At 72.2% G+C, this 18,491-nt stretch carries 15 protein-coding genes; 10 read left to right on the top strand and 5 right to left on the bottom strand.

Annotation, left to right across the window (positions count from 1 at the left end; translation table 11 throughout):
* Positions 1–101: 101 nt before the first annotated feature.
* Entirely contained in the window at positions 102–1,352 is a 1,251-nt protein-coding gene (locus tag IM697_RS20805) for a beta-propeller fold lactonase family protein (RefSeq protein ID WP_194049211.1), read from the top strand.
* Here IM697_RS20805 and IM697_RS20800 read toward each other — a convergent pair whose 3' ends face one another.
* From IM697_RS20800 to IM697_RS20785, 4 genes are all read right to left on the bottom strand, one after another.
* Positions 1,353–2,552, bottom strand: coding sequence for a glycosyltransferase (locus IM697_RS20800; protein WP_194049210.1), 1,200 nt, complete (start codon positions 2,550–2,552; stop codon positions 1,353–1,355). It abuts the gene before it with no gap.
* Positions 2,549–3,337, bottom strand: coding sequence for a MerR family transcriptional regulator (locus IM697_RS20795; protein WP_194049209.1), 789 nt, complete (start codon positions 3,335–3,337; stop codon positions 2,549–2,551). The genes IM697_RS20800 and IM697_RS20795 overlap by 4 nt, the downstream gene beginning before the upstream one ends.
* Before the next feature lie 64 nt (positions 3,338–3,401).
* Positions 3,402–5,261: a cellulase family glycosylhydrolase gene (locus tag IM697_RS20790; RefSeq protein WP_194049208.1), complete on the bottom strand. Its 1,860-nt coding sequence runs from the start codon at positions 5,259–5,261 to the stop codon at positions 3,402–3,404.
* 91 nt (positions 5,262–5,352) lie between these two features.
* The gene (locus tag IM697_RS20785; RefSeq protein ID WP_194049207.1) at positions 5,353–7,323 is read right to left on the bottom strand and encodes an elongation factor G; all 1,971 of its coding nucleotides are present in this window, start codon (positions 7,321–7,323) and stop codon (positions 5,353–5,355) included.
* Positions 7,324–7,576: 253 nt separating this feature from the next.
* Between IM697_RS20785 and IM697_RS20780 the strand changes: the two genes are divergently transcribed.
* The 7 genes from IM697_RS20780 to IM697_RS20750 are packed head-to-tail and all read left to right on the top strand — an operon-like array spanning position 7,577 to position 15,049.
* A complete protein-coding gene (locus IM697_RS20780) occupies positions 7,577–8,047 on the top strand; it encodes a (2Fe-2S)-binding protein (RefSeq protein ID WP_194049206.1) in 471 nt (156 codons plus the stop codon).
* On the top strand, positions 8,044–10,410 hold the full coding sequence (locus tag IM697_RS20775; RefSeq protein WP_194049205.1) for a xanthine dehydrogenase family protein molybdopterin-binding subunit: 2,367 nt from the start codon (positions 8,044–8,046) through the stop codon (positions 10,408–10,410). Before IM697_RS20780 ends, IM697_RS20775 begins: the two co-directional genes overlap by 4 nt.
* Positions 10,407–11,261, top strand: coding sequence for an FAD binding domain-containing protein (locus IM697_RS20770; protein WP_194049204.1), 855 nt, complete (start codon positions 10,407–10,409; stop codon positions 11,259–11,261). Before IM697_RS20775 ends, IM697_RS20770 begins: the two co-directional genes overlap by 4 nt.
* Before the next feature lie 12 nt (positions 11,262–11,273).
* Positions 11,274–12,152: an AAA family ATPase gene (locus IM697_RS20765; protein ID WP_228044795.1), complete on the top strand. Its 879-nt coding sequence runs from the start codon at positions 11,274–11,276 to the stop codon at positions 12,150–12,152.
* Positions 12,149–13,309 carry a vWA domain-containing protein gene (locus tag IM697_RS20760; RefSeq protein WP_194049203.1) on the top strand — a complete coding sequence of 387 codons (1,161 nt, stop codon included), beginning with the start codon at positions 12,149–12,151 and terminating at the stop codon, positions 13,307–13,309. The genes IM697_RS20765 and IM697_RS20760 overlap by 4 nt, the downstream gene beginning before the upstream one ends.
* Positions 13,302–14,408 carry an XdhC family protein gene (locus IM697_RS20755; RefSeq protein WP_194049202.1) on the top strand — a complete coding sequence of 369 codons (1,107 nt, stop codon included), beginning with the start codon at positions 13,302–13,304 and terminating at the stop codon, positions 14,406–14,408. The genes IM697_RS20760 and IM697_RS20755 overlap by 8 nt, the downstream gene beginning before the upstream one ends.
* 32 nt (positions 14,409–14,440) lie before the next feature.
* The gene (locus IM697_RS20750; RefSeq protein ID WP_194049201.1) at positions 14,441–15,049 is read left to right on the top strand and encodes an SRPBCC family protein; all 609 of its coding nucleotides are present in this window, start codon (positions 14,441–14,443) and stop codon (positions 15,047–15,049) included.
* 217 nt (positions 15,050–15,266) lie between these two features.
* Here IM697_RS20750 and IM697_RS20745 read toward each other — a convergent pair whose 3' ends face one another.
* Entirely contained in the window at positions 15,267–15,767 is a 501-nt protein-coding gene (locus tag IM697_RS20745) for a metallophosphoesterase family protein (RefSeq protein ID WP_194049200.1), read from the bottom strand.
* Between the two features lie 157 nt (positions 15,768–15,924).
* Here IM697_RS20745 and IM697_RS20740 point away from each other — a divergent pair, with 157 nt between their 5' ends.
* A complete protein-coding gene (locus tag IM697_RS20740) occupies positions 15,925–17,859 on the top strand; it encodes a glycosyltransferase family A protein (protein WP_194049199.1) in 1,935 nt (644 codons plus the stop codon).
* A gap of 4 nt (positions 17,860–17,863) precedes the next feature.
* Positions 17,864–18,478 (top strand): dTDP-4-dehydrorhamnose 3,5-epimerase, encoded by a 615-nt coding sequence (gene rfbC, locus IM697_RS20735; protein ID WP_194049198.1) that lies wholly within the window; start codon positions 17,864–17,866, stop codon positions 18,476–18,478.
* The last annotated feature ends 13 nt before the right edge of the window (positions 18,479–18,491 follow it).

The following is an 18,491-nucleotide window of genomic DNA, read 5'->3' as shown; positions in this document are numbered from 1 at the left end:
CGCAGTCTTGTGGAGAAGGGCGCCCCCTCCTTACTTTTCAGTAAGTTGATTCTGAAAGCACTTGTGTTCAGATTTCCCCCCCTCAGAGGAAGAGAGCAGTCATGCCTGCCATCAGACCCAGGCACCTGTGCTCCGTAGCCGCCGCCCTCGCCCTGACCGTGACCGCCCCCGCGACCGCCGCGACCGCCGCCGACTCCTCCGCCGCCCTGCGCGAGGTGCTGTTCGTCGGCAACAACTGGGACGGCACGGCCGATGTCATCAAGTCCTCCGGCGACTTCGCGAAGATCGGCCGCATCAACGTCATCCCCGACAAGGACGAGCGGATGGCGGAGATCAACGCCAACCCCATCAAGTGGATCTACTTCATGGCGATCCGCAACAGTGTCGGCGAGGGCCACGACCAGTTCGTCGACGACATGTACTCGACGCCCGACGGCAGGTCCGTGGTCGTCTCGCGTCCGAGCTTCGCCGACGTGGTCTCCCTGGACCTGGCCACCGGAGAGGTCAACTGGCGCTTCCCGGTGTCCGGTTACCGCGCCGACCACATGGCGGTGTCCCCCGACGGCAAGCGGGTGGCGGTGTCGGCGTCGACCTCCAACACCGTGCATGTGCTGGACATCGGGACCGGCCAGGAGCTGGGCAAGTTCGCCACCGGAGACAAGCCGCACGAGAACATCTTCACCAAGGACGGCAAGTACATCTACAACATGGCGATCGGTGACGTGAACACCCAGACCGACGCCCCCTGGCTGGACTGGACGAAGGGCGACCGGCGCGTCACCGTCGTCGACGCGACCACGTACCAGCAGGTCAAGGTCATCGACATGCGCCCCAAGCTGGACGCCCTCGGCCTCAACGACTACTCGGACGCGGTCCGCCCGGCCGTGTTCTCGCCGGACGAGTCGAAGCTGTACTTCCAGGTGTCGTTCTTCAACGGCTTCTTCGAGTACGACCTGGCCACCGACAAGATCACCCGCACCAAGACCCTGCCGAAGAACCCGGCGACCAGCGACGACCGCACGTCCTTCGTCAACGACTCACGCCACCACGGCCTGTCGATGAGCCCGGACGGCAGCAAGCTGTGCGTCGCGGGCACGATGGACGACTACGCCACGGTCGTGAACCGCTCCACCCTCCAGGAGGGCCCGCTGGTCACCGCCTCCAAGCCCTACTGGGCCACGGTCAGCGGTGACGGCAAGTCCTGCGTGGTCTCCGAGAGCGGCACCGACCAGGTCACGGCCATCGACTTCGCGACCGGTCAGAAGCAGGTGTCGGTCCCGGTCGGCGACCATCCGCAGCGGGTCCGGCTGGGCCGGGTGGCGGCCGGCTGGACGAGCCCCTCGGCCGGTTGATCAGCCCAGGGCCTTCAGCACCGCGCCCACACCGTCCTCGGTCGCCATGTGCCGTGCGGCGACCGAGGCGGCACGGGCGTACGGCTGCTTGCGCACGACCCGGCCGAGCGCGTCGGCGAGCCGCTCGGCGGTGAGGGACGCGAAGGGGATCGGGTCGGTGGCCGCGCCGATCGCGGCGAGCCGTGCCGCCCAGAACGGCTGATCGGCCGTCACCGGCACCGGGATCGCGGGCACTCCGGCGCGCAGTGCGGCCGCCGCGGTGCCCGCCCCGGCGTGATGGACCACGGCTGCCGTCCTCGGGAACAGCAGCTCGTGCGGTACGTCGCCGATCGTCAGGACGTCGTCGCCGGCGGCCGCGAGCCCGGCGCTGCCCGCCTGGACGATGCCGCGCAGCCCGGCGCGGCGCAGCGCGTCCACGGCCAGCTCGCTCAGCCGCTCACCGTGACCGGCCGCCATGCTGCCGAAGCCGATGAACACCGGGCGCGCTCCGGCCGCGAGGAAGTCCTCCACCTCGGCGGACAGCCGACGCTCCGGTGCGACGTACGGCGACCATGTCCCGACGACGTCGAGTCCCTCGCGCCAGTCCGACGGGCGGGGCACGAGCGCCGTGCTGAAGCCGTGCAGGACGGGCCAGTTCGCCCGCTCCTGGCGTCGGCGCATCCGCGAGGGAGCGAGCGGTGGCAGGCCGAGGCGGCGGCGCAGCTCGGTGACGGCCTCGGCGTAGACGCGGTCGGCCATGCGCAGGGCGAGGCGTCCGGCGGCGCGGTTGCCGAGGCGGCCGAGGGAGCGGGTGCCCATCACGTTGGGCGGGAAGTCGCCGGTCGGGGCGGTGGGCTGGAGGTAGACGCCGATCGTCCGGGTGCCCGTGGCCTCGGCCAGGTGCCAGCCGAGCGGGGCGGTGGTCGTCGACAGCAGAAGCAGGTCCGTGCCCTCGTCCACCGCGTCGGCGAAGCCCCGGCCGAGCTCGGTGACGAACGCGGCCGCCGCGCGCATCAGTTCACCTCTGCCCTCGACTCCGCCCCGGGCCTGCGGGCGGGTGGGCAGACTCCGCAGGCCCAGGCCCGCCTCCCGCACCAGCGGTGCGAAGGTGTCGGGCGTGGCGAGGGTGACATCGTGCCCGGCCTCGCGCAGGCCCGCCCCCAGCCCGGTGTACGGCGCGACGTCGCCGCGTGATCCGGCGGCGGCGATCAGGATCCTCATCTGTCCTCCTCGGGGTCCGCCCGGCGGGCCGCGTTCGCGTGGACGGCCTTGCAGAGATAGGCGGCGAGGCCGGGCCGCTGCTGCGACGGCGGCACGACGAGCGCGAAGGCGCGCGGGTCGGCCGCGAAGTCGTCCGCGATGCGCCGGTGCATGTCGGGCGGGCAGGTGGTGAACCAGCGGGCGATGTGCAGCCGGTGTTCCTCGGCGAGGTCCATGACCCGCTCGCCGTCGGCGGGCTCCCCGTCGTCGAAGGCCGCAAGCAACTCCGCGCGCCAGGCCGATGCCTCGCCCATGAGCTGCCGCCAGTCCTCCTTGGTGTGGGCGGCGGCGCGCGCCATCGACTCCCGCTGCCCCGCCGAGTCCTGCCACTTGAGCTGTGCCTCGGTGGCGTAGGAGAGGTCGAAGGCGATCTCGCCGAAGACGTCGAAGCGTTCCTCGGGGGTCAGCTCGACGCCCGTCTGCTGGACCTCGATCGCCCGCTCCGCCACCTCGGCCAGCCGCTGGAGCCGGCCGATCTCCTCGCTCAACTGCCGCTGCCGGGCCCGGAGATACTCCAGCGCGCCGGCCTGCGGGTCCTTGAGGATCTCGGCGATCTCGTCGAGGGAGAAACCGAGCTCACGGTAGAAGAGGATCTGCTGGAGCCTGGCCAGGTCGGTGTCGCCGTACAGCCGGTAACCGGCGCCGCTGCGACCGCTGGGCGAGAGCAGCCCCGCCCGGTCGTAGTGGTGCAGCGTGCGCACGGTCACCCCGGCGAAGGCCGCGACCTGCCCCACGGAATAACTCATTCACCTGCCCTTTCGTCAGGTACAGCGTGCAGCCTGACGTAAGGGGAGGGTCAAACGGCGGTGCTTATCCGGTGTTCCGCACGGCCCAGGAGGAGAGTTCGGACCGTGCGGCGTCCAGCAGGGCGGTGGAGGGCGCGCTCGACCCGTTCGTGATCAGCGCGTAGTGCGGGATCCCGGAGTCGGTGTCGGTGAGCAGCAGCCGGCGGCTGCCCGTGCCGCCGGGTTCCGCGGCCACGCCGACCGGAGTGGCCGAGGTGTACGACGGCGGCGCGTACACCGTGCCGAGGTCGGAGACCACGGTCGTGGACCCGGTCGGGAACGACGCCGGAAGGTGCAGTTCGGTCGGTGCCGTGCCGCTGCCGGAGCGCCACAGCAGCAGCCCGTACTGTCCCGATCCCACCAGCCGCGCCACGTTCGGCATCGAACTGGGGACCGGGTTCCAGGTCAGGGTCGTGGAACCGTCCCGGGAGCGGTCCTCGTAGGTGAAGGCGACGGTCGTACCGGAGGTGGCGCTCGGGTAGATCCGGTCGAGCAGGCGGGCGTCCTGCCGCAGCGTCGGCGCTCCCGAGTCGTCGAGGCGTACGGCGGACAGGTCCTCGCCGTTCCAGGCGTCGCCTGCGGTCTGCACCTTGTCCGGGTTGTCGTTCATCAGCTCGCGGTGACGGCCGTTGTAGATGTCCCACTGCCACTGGGAGCCGGACAGGACGGGACCGGAACCCGCCGGGTTCGACCACCAGTTCGCGCCCTTCACCCGGGAGTCGAGGGCCTGGTACATCGCCTTGTAGACCGTCGGCGCCTTGTCGGAGACGGTTCCGGTGAGCGGGTGCCCGAACTCGCTGACGATCGCCGCCGTCCCGGTGGCGGCGGCGCGGTCGCGGACGGTCCCGAAGTCGCCCACGTACTGCCCGTCGGCCGCCTTGCCCCACATGAAGATGCCGGAGATGGCCTTCTGGTCGTAGAAGTGGGTGTTGAAGACGTAGCGCGGGCCGAGGGTGCCGGCGTCCAGCAGTCCGCCCTCCTCCTTCTGGAAGTCGAGGTTGGCGTTCCAGAAGAGGGTGGGCTCGACGAAGGCCGGCTTGGCCTGCCAGCCCGCTGCGTCCATGCGGGCGCGGAACTTGACGTAGAACGGCCACAGCACGTCCTTCTCCCACGTCCGGCTGGTCTGGCCGGAGTCGTAGCCGCCCGCGTGCGGCTCGTTCCACGGGTCGAAGCCGACGACGCCCGCGAACTGGGCGGCGGTCAGGTTCTGCTTCACGTAGGCCATCGTCTTCTGGGCGGTGTCGAGGAAGGCGTCCTGGAGGCCGTACGCGTTGTGCCAGAAGTCGTACGTCGACTGCTTCACGGCCTCGTTGGACGTGATGTTCTGGCCCCAGAACGGGCAGATCCCGCAGTACTCGTCGGGATAGTCACCGAGGTCGACGGCCCACTTGGGTGCGCCGTCGCCGGTGTACCAGCTGTCCGCGTCGAACAGCCAGCGGGAGTAGAGGTCCTGGTGGAAGTCGGGGTACACGCGGATCCCGGCGTCCAGGAACGCGCGCATCTGGTCGGTGGCCTTCGCCAGGTAGGCGGTGTCCACCTGGCCGCGCACGGGCTCCGCGTAGGCCCAGGAGAGCAGGAAGCGCACCGAGTTGCCGCCGCCGAGGGCGCGCAGCGCGGTCGCGGACTTCTTCGCGTCGGCGGTCGACGCGAAGGGCAGACCGTTGTTCTCCTTGAGTTTCGTCTCGCCGGAGACGTTGTAGCCGCGCAGGACGACCTCGCGGCCGTTTCCGTCGACGAAGCGGCCGTTCCGCACGGTGAGCGGCGTTTCGTCGAACCAGAGGGAGTCGGGGAGGGGGGCAGCGGTGGCGGGAGAGGGGCCCGCCACCGTGAGGGATCCTAAGAGGACGACCAGGACAACGAGCAGACGCGTCCGTATGTTCGCCATGTCCACTACAGTCCGGTGATATCAGGACACCGTCAACACCCCCTGACTCCGGAGTAAGTTCAGGCCTCCGCCGCCTCCGGCCACCCCACGTTCAACTGCCGACCCTGCGCGTCAGGTTCAGCAGGTACTCCTTCCGGCTCAGCGGATTGAGATCGGTGCGCCGGCGCTCGGGCTCCGCGCCGCGCACGGCCGGCGCGTAGTGGTCGAAGGCACTCTCCAGCTCGCCCTCCCCGCGGGTCAGCCCCGGAAGCTGCTGTTCCAGTTCATGGACATGGGCCGCGGGCACCGAGCCCTCCAGCGAGCAGGAGGCGCCGCGCGTCCGCGTGGTCTGCGGCACCGCGCGCAGTCTGGCGAGGACCGGCAGCAGCGCGGCCAGGGTGTCGCTCGGGGTCTCGACGCGGAAGTGGTGCATCGGCTCGTGCACCCGGGTGCCCGCCCGGCGCAGCGCCTCGATCAGGACCAGCGGGGTCAGGCCGCGGAAGTCGTAGCCAGTGCTGGACATGCTCTTGTCGAAGCCCTGGTGGGCGTGGCTCTGCCGGGGCGAGTAGCCGGAGTGGGTCATGGTGACCGTGCAGTCGGGGATCCGCCAGCCGTACAGGCCCTGGCCGAGGGTCTCGCGGACGGTGTCCTCGACGGCCTTGAAGAAGGCGTACGGCATCGAGCCCAGCTCCACCTCCAGGCGGAACTCCACGCCGGATCCGACGGGGGCCGGCTCGACGCGCAGGCCGACCGTGGCGAGGAAGGGGTTGCCGTCCTTCTTGTTGAACTCGACCGCCGCGCCCGAGCCGAGGGGCCGCTCTACGCACAGCGGTGTCGTCTCGCGGAAGGTGACGTCGAGGCCGAAGTCGTCGGCGAGCGTGGCCTGGATGACCTCCTTCTGCACCTCGCCGTAGAGGGAGACGAAGGTCTCCTGGCGCACCTCGTCGTGGCGCAGGTCGATCAGCGGGTCCTGCTCGGCCAGACGGGTAAGCGCACGGTGCAGGGCCCGCCGGTCGGTGCCGTCGGCAGGGGCGACGATCGTCTCCAGGGTGGGCGGGGCGAAGTGCTGTCCGGGCGCCTTGCGGGGCTCGCCGATCGCGTCGCCGATCCTGACATCGGCCAGGCCCCACAGCTTGGCGATCCGGCCCGCCGCCACCACCCCCTCCCGCACGTCCGCGCCCTGGTCGAAGACGCTGATCGCGGTGACCCTGCCCTCGGCGCCGGTGTCGCCGAAGCGGATCCGGTCGCGGGTGCGCAGCGTGCCGGAGAACATCCGCGCATACGCCACCTTCTCCCCCGCCGGCCCCCGCTCGACCTTGAAGACGGTGCCGGAGAGAGGCCCCTCCGGGTCCCGGTCGGCGGCGGGGAGCAGTTCCCGGATGCCGCCGATCAGCGCGTCGGTCCCCGCGCCGGTGATGGCGGAGCCGAAGTACACCGGATGGACGAGCGCCTGCCGGGTCTGGTCGACGAGGGCGGTGCGGAGACGGTCGTGGGAGACCGTGTCCTCGACGTAGGCCGCGAGGAGCCCGTCGTCGTGGTCGGCGAGGACGTCGAGCGCCGAGGGGGTCGACCCGGGGACGAAGCGGGCGGCGCGGGTGCCGAGGCCCTCGGCGGTCCCCATGGGCACGACGGCCGCCGTCAGCCGCTGCGAGAGGGCCCGCAGGACGGCGTCGTACCGGGCCCCGCGCCGGTCGATCTTGTTCACGAAGACGAGCGTGGGGATGCGCAGTCGTTGCAGTGTGCGCATCAGGACACGGGTCTGCGGCTGGACGCCCTCGACGGCCGAGACCACCAGCACGGCGCCGTCCAGGACGCCGAGCACCCGCTCCACCTCGGCGATGAAGTCCGGGTGGCCGGGGGTGTCGATGAGGTTGACCGTCACGTCGTCCAGCGCGAAGGAGACGACGGCGGACTTGATGGTGATGCCGCGCCGGCGCTCCAGCGCGAGGGTGTCGGTCCGGGTGTTCCCGGCGTCGACGCTGCCGATCTCGTCGATCACGCCGGCCGAGTGCAGCAGGCGCTCGGTCAGGCTGGTCTTACCGGCGTCGACATGGGCGAGGATCCCGAGGTTGAGCAGGTGCACGAAGCGTCATGTCCTTCGATGAGGGGGTCGTTCCTTCCTGGGTGGACATGAACGCAGTGCGCATAGCTGCTCCTCGTTGCGTGACGACGGGACCCGAGAAGTGCAGCAGGACCGGACCCGATCAGGCAATGGATTAACGCTCAACGAACGCTGCCGCAGCACTCGCCGTGGCACCGCGACGGCCATACAGTGACGTACATCACGCCCGGCCGATGTTTCCCCTGTCCATTCCCACTCGGCCTCTGGAGGGCACATGACCCACATCTCGCTGAAGGTGGACGGCACCACCTACGAGGACGACGTGGAACCCCGTCTCCTCCTGATCCACTACCTGCGCGACCGCCTCGGTCTGACCGGTACCCCGATCGGCTGTGACACCTCGAACTGCGGGTCCTGCACGGTCGACCTCGACGGCGAGAGCGTCAAGAGCTGCTCGCTGCTCGCCGTCCAGGCGGACGGCGGCGAGGTCACCACGGTGCAGGGACTCGCCCACGACGGGGAGTGGTCCGAACTGCAGAAGGCGTTCCACGTCAGGCACGCCCTCCAGTGCGGATACTGCACCCCCGGCATGATCATGGCCGCGCGCGATCTGCTGCGCGAGCATCCGCACCCCACACCGGACGAGGTACGGCACGGCCTGGAGGGCAACCTCTGCCGCTGCACCGGCTACCAGAACATCGTGCGGGCCGTCCTGGACGCCGCCGAGCAGGAGGTCACGACATGACCGAGGCGGTGCAGCGGGAGGTCGGCCGTGCCCGGCCCCGCAAGGAGGACGCCCACCTGATCACCGGCCAGACCAACTGGACCGACAACATCAGCGTCAACGGGCTGCTGCACCTGGCGATCCTGCGCAGCCCGATGGCCCACGCCCGCATCGACCGCGTCGACGTCTCCGCCGCCCTCGAACGCCCCGGCGTCATCGCCGCGTTCAGCGGGCGCGACGTCGCGGAGTCGATGGGCTCGCTGCCGTGCGCCTGGCCCGTCGCCGAGGGCACCGTGGTGCCGGACCACCCGCCGATCGCCGTCGACGAGGTGCGCTACGCCGGTGACCCGGTGGCGGTCGTGGTGGCCCGCGACCGGTACACGGCCGCCGACGCCCTGGAGGCCGTCGAGGTCGACTACACGCCGCTGCCCACGGTCCTGGACATCGAGGGGGCGCTGGCCGAGGACGCCCCGCTGGTCCACTCCGACAAGGGCACCAACCGCTGCTACGACTACCGCACGACCGACGGCGACTACGCGGCCGCCAAAGCGCGGGCGGACGTCGTCGTGACCCGTCGCTACCACCAGCAGCGCCTCATCCCGAGCGCGATGGAGCCGCGAGCCGTCGTGGTCACGCCGCTCGCCGCGTCCGGCGAGTTCACGCTCTACTCCGCCACCCAGATCCCGCACGTCCTACGGGTCCTGCTCGCCGTCACCACCGGCATCCCGGAGAACAAGATCCGCGTCGTCGCCCCCGACGTGGGCGGCGGCTTCGGCTCGAAACTCCAGGTGTACGGCGAGGAAGTGATCACCCTCGTCCTGGCCAAGCGCCTGGGCCGACCGCTGAAGTGGACCGAGTCCCGCTCCGAGGCCAACCTCGCCACCCATCACGGCCGCAGCCAGGTCCAGGACATCGAGGTCGCCGCCCGCCGCGACGGCACCGTGCTGGGCCTGAAGGTCTCGCTGCTGGCGGACATGGGCGCGTACCTGATGCTGCTCAGCCCGGGCATCCCGGTTCTCGGCGCCTCCATGTACCCGGCGATCTACAAGATGGGGGCCTACGAGTTCTCCTGCACCGGTGTCTTCACCAACCGCACCCCGATCGACGCCTACCGCGGCGCGGGCCGTCCGGAGGCGACCTTCGCGATCGAGCGGATCATGGACGATCTGGCGGCCGAGCTGGGCATGGACCCCATCGAGCTGCGGCGCCACAACTGGATCCGGCACGAGGAGTTCCCGTACACCACGATCGCGGGACTCACCTACGACAGCGGCAACTACGAGGCCGCCACCGACAAGGCCCTCGCCCTGTTCGACTACGACAAGCTGCGCGCCGAGCAGGCGGACCGCATCGAGCACCAGGACACGGTGCGCCTGGGCATCGGCGTCTCCACCTACACGGAGATGTGCGGCCTCGCGCCGAGCCGCTGGCTGGGCGAGATGCGCTACGCGGCCGGCGGCTGGGAGGCGGCGAGCATCCGGATGCTGCCCACCGGCAAGGTCGAGGTCATCACCGGGACCAGCCCGCACGGCCAGGGCCATGTCACGTCCTGGAGCCAGATCGCGGCCGATGTCCTCGGGGTGCCCTTCGACGACGTCGAGGTAATGCACGGCGACACGATGCTGGCCACCCAGGGCATGGACACCTACGGCTCGCGCTCCCTCGTCGTCGGCGGCGTCGCCGTCCACGAGGCGGCGCGCAAGGTGGTGGACAAGGCCCGCAAGGTCGCCGCGCACCTGCTGGAGGCCAACGAGGCCGACCTGGACTTCGCGGACGGCGCCTTCTGCGTGAAGGGCTCGCCCGAGGCGCGCAAGACCATCCAGGAGGTGGCGTTCGCGACCTTCGCCTCGCACGACCTGCCCGACGGCATGGAACCGTCGATCAACGCCGAGCACGTCCTCGACCCCGACACCTTCTCGTTCCCGCACGGCACCCACCTGTGCGCGGCCGAGGTCGACACGGAGACGGGCGCCGTGCGCATCCGGTCGTACGTGTGCGTCGACGACGTCGGCAAGGTGGTCAACCCGCTGATCGTGGAGGGCCAGCTGCACGGCGGCATCGCCCAGGGCATCGCCCAGGCGCTGTACGAGGAGGCCGTGTACGACGAGGAGGGCAACCTGGTCACCGGCACCCTGGCCGACTATCTGGTGCCGGCCGCCCCCGACCTGCCCGAGTTCGTCACCGACCGCACCGAGACCCCGGCCACCTCCAACCCGCTGGGCGTCAAGGGCGTCGGCGAGGCGGGCACCATCGCGTCGACGCCGGCCGTGGTCAACGCGGTCGTGGACGCCCTGCGCCCGTTCGGCGTGCGGGACGTCCGCATGCCCTGCACACCCGAACGGGTCTGGCAGGCCCTTCGTACCGGGAAGGAGGCGTCGGCATGATTCCCCCCGCATTCGAGTACGCCCGGCCCCGCAGCGTCGACGAGGCGGTGCGCGCGCTCGCCGAGGGTGGTGAGGACGCCAAGGTCCTGGCCGGCGGGCAGAGCCTGCTGCCGCTGCTGCGGATGCGGCTGGCCTTCCCCGAGCTGCTCGTGGACCTCGGTCGCGTCCCCGAGCTGCGCGGGGTGCGCGAGGACGACGGCACGCTCGCCATCGGCGCCATGACGACCCACCACCAGGTGCTCCACGACCCGCTGGTGCGCCGGCACGCCGGTGTGCTGGCCGCCGCCACGGCCACGGTCGCGGACCCCGCCGTACGGCATCGCGGCACCCTCGGCGGCTCCCTCGCGCACGCCGACCCGGCGGGGGACCTGCCCGCGGTGGTGCTGGCCCTGGACGCCGAGCTGGTGGCGGTCGGTCCCCGGGGGCGGCGGGCGATCCCGGCGCGGGAGTTCTTCGTCGACTATCTGCAGACCGCGCTGGCGCCCGACGAGATCCTGCTGGAGGTGCGGGTGCCCAAGACGGACGGCTGGGGCTTCAAGTACGAGAAGTTCCACCGGGTCGCCCAGGCGTGGCCGATCGTCGGCGTGGCCGCTCTGGTGCGCCGCGACGACGGCCGCATCGCCGAGGCGCGCGTCGGGCTGTCCAACATGGGCACCACGCCCCTGCGCGCCGCCACGGCCGAGGAGGCGCTGTCCGGCGCGTCGGACCCGGACGCGGTGGCCCGGGCCGCCGACGAGGCGGCCGAGGGCACCCGGCCGGCACAGGACACCTCGGGCTCGCCCGAGTACCGGGCGCATCTGGCGCGGGTGCTCACCAAGCGGGCGGTGCTGGCGGCCGCCGGGATGGGGTGAGCGGCGATCACCGTGACGGACGGCCCGGAGCAGGTGCGGGCCCGCCTGGAGGAGACGGGATACCTCGTCGACGACGGGCTGGCCATCGCCTGCTACCTGGCCCTGCGGCTGGGCCGGCCGCTGCTCTGCGAGGGCGACGCGGGCGTCGGCAAGACCGCGCTCGCGTCCGCCCTGGCCGAGGCGCTCGACGCCCCGCTGATCCGGCTGCAGTGCCACGAGGGCATCGACGCCTCGCAGGCCCTGTACGACTGGGACTTCCCGCGTCAGCTGCTGCGGCTGCGGGCCGCCGAGGCCGTCGGCGTCACCGACGCCGACCGGCTGGAGGGCGAGCTGTACGACCGGCGCTTCCTGATCGCCCGGCCGCTGCTGCGCGCCCTGGAGACCCAGCCGTCGGTGCTGCTCATCGACGAGATCGACCGGGCCGACGACGAGTTCGAGGCGTTCCTGCTGGAGCTGCTGTCGGAGTTCTCGGTCACCATCCCGGAGCTCGGCACGCTGCGCGCGAAGACCCCGCCGGTGGTGGTGCTGACCTCCAACCGGACGCGCGAGGTGCACGACGCGCTGAAGCGGCGCTGTCTGTACCACTGGTTCGACCATCCCGGCTTCGCCCGTGAACTGGCCATCGTGCGGCGCCGGTTGCCGCGCGTCTCGGCGCGGCTGGCGGAGCAGGTGACGGCGCTGGTGCAGGAGCTGCGCGGCCACGATCTGCTCAAGCCGCCGGGTGTCGCCGAGACGATCGACTGGGCCGAGGCCCTCGACGCCCTGGGCGCCGACGAGGTGGACGCGGAGCTGGCGACGGCCACGCTGGGGTCGGTGCTGAAGTACCGGGAGGACGCGGAGCGGGCACGGGGACTGGACTTCGCCGCGGTGCTCGCCGTCCGAGGGGCGTGACGGCCGTGCTCGCCGCGGACGCCGCCCTCCTCGGCTTCGCCCGTGCCCTGCGCGAGGCGGGCGTCGACGCGAGCGCCGAGCGGGTGTACGCGTTCCTGTGCGCGGTGGAGGCCCTGGGGCGGGTGTCGGACGTCCCGTCGTCCGACACCCGCCCCGGGCCCGGGATGCGGGCGGACGTGTACTGGGCGGGGCGGCTGACGCTGTGCGGGGACCGGGACGACCTGGAGCGCTACGAGCGGGTCTTCGCGGCCTGTTTCGGCGACGGGGAACCTGTCGGGCGAAGGCCGGCGCCCGCTCCCGTGCCCCGGCTTCGGCTGGTGCTCCAGGACGTGGAGAGCGAGCGCCGCACACCTGCCTCCGACGAGCGCGGGACGACGCCCACGGCCGCCCTCGCCAGCTCCGCCGAGGTCCTGCGCCACCGGGACGTCGCCGGTCTGGACACGGCCGAGCGGGAGGAGGTGCGCCGGCTGCTGGCCGCCTTCGCGCTGCACGGCGAGGCGCGGCGCTCGGCGCGGCGGCGGCCGGCCCGGCGCGGGGAGGTCGATCCGCATCGCACGGTGCGTGAGCTGCTGCGGCGCGGCGGGGAGCCGGCCCGGCTGCGCCGCCACACGCGGACCGAGCGGCCCCGGCGCATCGTGCTGCTCGTGGACGTCAGCGGCTCCATGGCACCGTACGCGGACGCGCTGCTGCGCTTCGCGCACGCGGCCGCCCGGGGCAGCCGTACGGAGGTGTTCACGATCGGCACCCGGCTGACCCGGGTGACCCGGGAGATGGCGCACCGCGATCCGGATCTGGCGATGACCGCGGTCGCGGCGGCCGTGCCGGACTGGCGCGGGGGCACCCGGCTGGGTGAACTGCTGCGGGCGTTCCTGGACCGGTGGGGGCAGCGCGGGATGGCGCGCGGTGCGATCGTGGTGGTGCTGTCCGACGGCTGGGAGCGCGGCGATCCGGAGCTGCTCGGCGCCCAGATGCGCCGGCTGCACCGGCTGGCCCACCGGGTGGTCTGGGCCAACCCGCGCAAGGCGCGCCCCGGCTACGCGCCCCTGGCGGCCGGGATGGCGGCGGCGCTGCCGAGCGTGGACGACTTCGTCGAGGGGCACAGCCTGGCCGCGCTGGAGCGGCTGGCGGCCGTGGTGAGAGGAGCGGGCGATGCGTGAGATTCTTCCGGTGCTCGGCGGCTGGTACGCGGCCGGGGTGCCGTTCGGACTCGCCACGGTGGTCGCCACCAGCCGCAGCGCCCCGCGCGATCCCGGTGCCGCGATGGCGGTGGGCCCGGACGACGAGGTCGTGGGCAGTGTGTCCGGGGGCTGTGTGGAGGGCGCGGTCTTCGAGCTCGCGCAGGAGGTCGTGGCGAGCCGCGAGGCACGTCTGGAGACCTTCGGGTACAGCGACGAGGACGCGTTCGCGGTGGGGCTGACCTGCGGCGGTGAGATCACCCTGCTGGTGCGGCCGGTGACGCCGGCCGATGATCCGTCGTTCGGCGAGGTCGCGGAGTCCGTCGCGGCGGGCCGTCCGGTGACCGTGGCGACGGTGACCGACGGACCCGCGCCGCGCGGGGCGGCGCTCGCCGTGTGGCCCGACCGGGTCGCGGGCACCCTGGGCACGTCCGGCCTCGACGCGGCGGTGACGGCCGACGCGCGCGGCGAACTCGCCCTCGGCGCGACGGGCCTGCGGCACTACGGCCCGCACGGCGAGCGCCGCGAGGACGCGGTCACCGTCTTCCTGCACTCCTTCGCGCCGCCGCCCCGCATGCTGGTGTTCGGCGCCATCGACTACGCGGCCGCGGTCGCCCGCATCGGCGACTTCCTCGGCTACCGGGTCACGGTGTGCGACGCCCGCCCGGTCTTCGCCACGCCGAAGCGCTTCCCACCCGGCGTCGAAGTGGTCGTGGACTGGCCGCACCGCTATCTCGGCGGCACCGACACCGACGAGCGCACGGTGATCTGCGTGCTCACCCACGACCCGAAGTTCGACGTGCCGCTGCTGGAGGTGGCACTGCGGCGCCCGGCGGCCTACATCGGGGCGATGGGCAGCCGCCGTACCCACGACGACCGGATGGAGCGGCTGGCCGAAGCCGGGCTCGGCGAGGACGAGTTGGCGCGGCTGCGCTCGCCGGTCGGGCTCGACCTCGGGGCCCGTACGCCCGAGGAGGTCGCCGTGTCCGTCGCCGCCGAGATCGTCGCGCTGCGGTGGGGCGGCAGCGGCGCACCGCTGACGGCCACGGCGGGCGCGATCCATCCCCAGGGGGTGTTCTGAAAGTCCCGCTCAGCAGCCGGTTGGAGGAAGTCATGGAGCTGCACCACGAGTTCACCGTCCCCGTCCCGGTCGACGACGCCTGGCGCACCCTCCTCGACATCGAGCGCGTGGCGCCCTGTATGCCGGGGGCGAGCGTCGAGGAGTACGACGGCAAGACCGTCAACGGTGCGGTCAAGGTCAAGGTGGGTCCGGTCACCGTGACATACAAGGGCACCGCGGTCTTCGAGGAGCAGGACGAGGCGGCGCACCGCATGGTGCTGAGCGCCAGCGGCCGCGAGATCCACGGACAGGGCACCGCTCGGGCCACCGTCACCAGCACGCTCAGCGAGAGCGACGGCGCCACGACCGTGTCGGTGCGCACCGATCTGACGGTGACCGGGCGTCCGGCGCAGTTCGGGCGCGGGGTGCTGGCCGAGGTGGGCGACCGGCTGGTCGGGCAGTTCGCGCGATGTCTGTCGGAGCGGCTGGCCGCGCCCGCGGGCGAGGCGACGGTGGCCGGGGAGCAGCCGGACGAGCCGCTGGATCTGTTCCGCACGGCCGGGGCGCCGGTGGCCAAGCGCGCCGCGGCGGTGGGGGCGGTGCTCGGCGTGGTGCTGCTGGTGGTGCGGGTACTGCGGTGGCGGCGGGGCCGTCGGAGGTGATCCCCCGCACCGATCGGCCGTATTTGGCCGGAAATCGGATGGTGTAAGGAGGGCGCGAGGGGGTAGTCACGGCACAACGGAGGCATTCATGCCCCCGAACCCAGCCTCTGAGCGGGAAGGAGGTCCATGACAGCGCACTGCAGCGCCCGGGCCGCTTCCTATACGCGAGGAGCGGCCCGGATCTTGTGCAGGCCCCATTCCCCGTTGACACCGGCCGTCAGCGTGGTGGCAGCCGGTGGAGTTCCACGTCTGTGAGACGCCCCTCGGCCACGGTCGCGGTCATGTAGGTGCAGTGGGGCTGCCGGCGGCGGTCCGTCGGGGAGCCGGGATTGAGCAGGCGCAGGCCCGTGGCGGTGGTCGTGTCCCAGGGGATGTGGCTGTGCCCGAACACCAGGACGTCGATGTCGGGGAAACGGGCGGCGCAGCGCGCCTCGCGGCCCTGGGCGGGGCCGGTCTCGTGGACGACGCCGAAACGCAGGCCGCCGAGTTCGGCGTACGCCGTTTCGGGGAGCCTGGCGCGCAGGTCCGGTCCGTCGTTGTTGCCGTGGACGCCTACGAGCCGGCGGCAGCGGCTCTCCAGCAGGTCGAGCGTGGCCGTGTCCACCCAGTCCCCCGCGTGGAACACGACGTCGGCGCCCGGGAGTTCGGCGAGCAGCCGGTCGGGCAGGGCCTTGGCGCGCTTGGGCAAGTGGGTGTCGGACATCAGCAGCAGTCGCACGCCGTCAGGCTAGCGGTGCGGAGATCCTCGGGGCGGTTCCCCGGGCCCCTTCGGTGTCGTTGAGCGGTGGACAAACCCAGTAACAGGGTTAGCATTTGGCCACGAGCGCAGTAATCCGGTGCAAACGGCCGACGACCCTCAGGGGGCATGGAGACCGATGCCGATCAAGGTCAGCGTGGTGGTCCCCGTGTACAACCCGGGGGTCTATGTCGAGGACTGCATCGACTCGCTGCTGCGGCAGTCGCTGCCGCCGGACGAGTACGAAGTGATCTTCGTGGACGACGGCTCCACCGACGGCACGCCCGCCCGGCTGGACGAGCTGGCCGCCGCGGAACCCCGGGTGAAGGTCGTGCACCAGGAGAACTCCGGCTGGTCGGGCAAGCCCCGCAACGTCGGCATCGCCGCCGCCGAGGGCGAGTACGTGATGTTCGTCGACAACGACGACCACCTCGGCGACGAGGCCCTTGAGCGGATGTACGACTACGGCGTGGCCAACGACGCCGATGTCGTGGTCGGCAAGATGGCCGGCAAGGGCCGCGGGGTCCCGGTGGAGCTGTTCCGCCGCAACCACCCGCGCGCCACCGTCGAGAACGCGCCACTGATCGACAGCCTGACCCCGCACAAGATGTTCCGGCGGGCCTTCCTCGACGACATCGGCCTGCGCTTCCCCGAGGGCAGACGGCGCCTGGAGGACCACGTCTTCGTCACGGAGGCGTATCTGCGCGCGGGCAATGTGGCGGTGCTCGGTGACTACGTCTGCTACTACCACGTCCGGCGGGACGACGCCTCGAACGCCGGGTTCCAGCGCTTCGACCCGGGCGGCTACTTCAAGAACCTCCGCGAGGCCCTGGACGTCGTCGAGCGGTACACCGAGCCGGGGCCGTCGCGCGACCGGCTGTTCCGGCGCTGGCTGCGGGTGGAGATGGTCGAGCGGATGCGCGGGCGGCGGCTGCTCGCCCTGCCGGCGGACTATCGCCGGGAGTTGTTCGAGGAGATGCACCAGGTCGTCGTGGAGCGCTTCGGACCCGGCGTGGCGGCCGGGCTCCAGCCGACGCAGCAGGTCGTCTCCGCGCTGATCACCGCGGACCGCTACGACGACGTCGAGGCGTTCGCCGAGTGGGAGGCCGGCATCGCCCTCACGGCCGTCCCCGGTCGCGTGGCCTGGGAGGACGGCACACTGCGGGTCGGCTTCACCGCCGAGTACACGTCCGCCGGTGAGCCGATGACCTTCCCCGCCGGGACGGCCCGCACGCCCCTGGACGGCCCGCCCGAGAACCTGGCCGCGGCCGTCGCCTGGGTGGGCGCCGACACGACGGCCCGGTTCAAGGGGGCCACCGCGGATCTGCTGGTGCGCGAGCGCGCGAGCGCCGCCCAGTACTTCCAGCCGGTGGAGTTCACCCGCGAGGAGGTGCCGGCCGGCGACGGCCAGGTCCGCCTGATGCTGCACGCGACGGCCACCGTCGACCCCGCCGCCCTCAACCGCGCCGGCGTCTGGGACGCCTTCGTCCGGGTCAAGCTGGGCGGCTGGACCAAGGAGTGCCGACTGGGCCCGGCCCCCCGGGCGGCCCGCCCCACGCCGCCCGCCGCCCTGGCCGGCGACCATCTGGTCCTGCCGTACTGGACGTCACCGCACGCCCATCTCGCCCTGGACGTCGACCGCGCGACCCACGGCCTCGGCCTGGCGACCCTCGCACGGGACGCCGTGACGGCCTCGGCCGACCGGCTGCGCGTGCCGCTCCCCCTGCACGTCCCCCGCGCGGGCACCCGAACAACCCTCCGTCTCATCTCCTCCCACACCACCCACGACGTACCCGCGACGCTGGCGCCGCAAGGCCCCGGCGCAGTGCTCGAGGCGGTGCTGCCCCTCGCCGACCTGCGCGGGACGACCTGGCGCGTGCGGCTCGCCGCGCCGGGTTCACGCTTCCTCGCACTGCCCTTCGCCCTGCGCGCCGGGGCCGACGGCCTGCACGTCGTGCACCAGCCCCGGCCCAGCGCCCTACGACGACTTGTCCGCAAGGCACGACGCAAACTCGGCACGGCGCTGGGCCGGACGGCGGCCCGGTTGCGCGCCCGGGCCGCCCGCAGGAGGTGACGCCATGCGATCGCTCGGCATCGAAGGCGCCTGGGCGCTGGAGCCCAAGGTCTTCCCGGACGACCGGGGCAGCTTCCACGAGTGGTACCGCGCCGCGGAGTTCCGCGAGGCCACCGGCTACGACCTGTCCCTGGCCCAGGCCAACTGCTCGGTCTCCCGCTGGGGCGTACTGCGCGGCGTCCACTTCTCCGACGTACCGCCCGGCCAGGCCAAGTACGTGACCTGTCTGCGCGGCGCCGTCCTCGACGTGGTGGTCGACATCCGCGTCGGCTCCCCCACCTTCGGCCGCTGGGAGGCGCTCCGCCTCGACGACGACGGCCACCACGCCGTGTTCCTCGCGGAGGGCCTCGGCCACGCCTTCATGGCCCTCACCGACGACGCCACGGTGGCCTATCTGTGCTCGACGGGCTACGCCCCGGAACGCGAACACGGCGTGCACCCCCTGGACCCGGACCTGGGCATCACCTGGCCCGAGCACATCGCGCCGATCCTGTCCCCGAAGGACGCGCAGGCTCCGTCCCTGGCGGAGGCACGAGAGGCCGGGCTGCTCCCGTCGTACGAGGCCTGCAGCGCCCACTACGCCCGTATGCGCGCAGGAAGCGGTCCGGCAACGCCCTGAGGTGGCAGGGGGC

It is taken from the genome of Streptomyces ferrugineus (assembly GCF_015160855.1).
GTDB classification, from domain to species: domain Bacteria; phylum Actinomycetota; class Actinomycetes; order Streptomycetales; family Streptomycetaceae; genus Streptomyces; species Streptomyces ferrugineus.
Note: the sequence above shows the minus strand (reverse complement) of the source record. Positions and strands in the feature narration are given on the sequence as shown.

Coding starts and splice junctions, on each gene's coding strand:
- IM697_RS20755 (WP_194049202.1), top strand. CDS start 13,302: ATGCGTGAGATTCTTCCGGTGCTCGGCGGCTGGTACGCGGCCGGGGTG.
- IM697_RS20740 (WP_194049199.1), top strand. CDS start 15,925: ATGCCGATCAAGGTCAGCGTGGTGGTCCCCGTGTACAACCCGGGGGTC.
- IM697_RS20780 (WP_194049206.1), top strand. CDS start 7,577: ATGACCCACATCTCGCTGAAGGTGGACGGCACCACCTACGAGGACGAC.
- IM697_RS20795 (WP_194049209.1), bottom strand. CDS start 3,337: ATGAGTTATTCCGTGGGGCAGGTCGCGGCCTTCGCCGGGGTGACCGTG.
- IM697_RS20790 (WP_194049208.1), bottom strand. CDS start 5,261: ATGGCGAACATACGGACGCGTCTGCTCGTTGTCCTGGTCGTCCTCTTA.
- IM697_RS20805 (WP_194049211.1), top strand. CDS start 102: ATGCCTGCCATCAGACCCAGGCACCTGTGCTCCGTAGCCGCCGCCCTC.
- IM697_RS20770 (WP_194049204.1), top strand. CDS start 10,407: ATGATTCCCCCCGCATTCGAGTACGCCCGGCCCCGCAGCGTCGACGAG.
- IM697_RS20775 (WP_194049205.1), top strand. CDS start 8,044: ATGACCGAGGCGGTGCAGCGGGAGGTCGGCCGTGCCCGGCCCCGCAAG.
- IM697_RS20750 (WP_194049201.1), top strand. CDS start 14,441: ATGGAGCTGCACCACGAGTTCACCGTCCCCGTCCCGGTCGACGACGCC.
- rfbC (WP_194049198.1), top strand. CDS start 17,864: ATGCGATCGCTCGGCATCGAAGGCGCCTGGGCGCTGGAGCCCAAGGTC.
- IM697_RS20800 (WP_194049210.1), bottom strand. CDS start 2,552: ATGAGGATCCTGATCGCCGCCGCCGGATCACGCGGCGACGTCGCGCCG.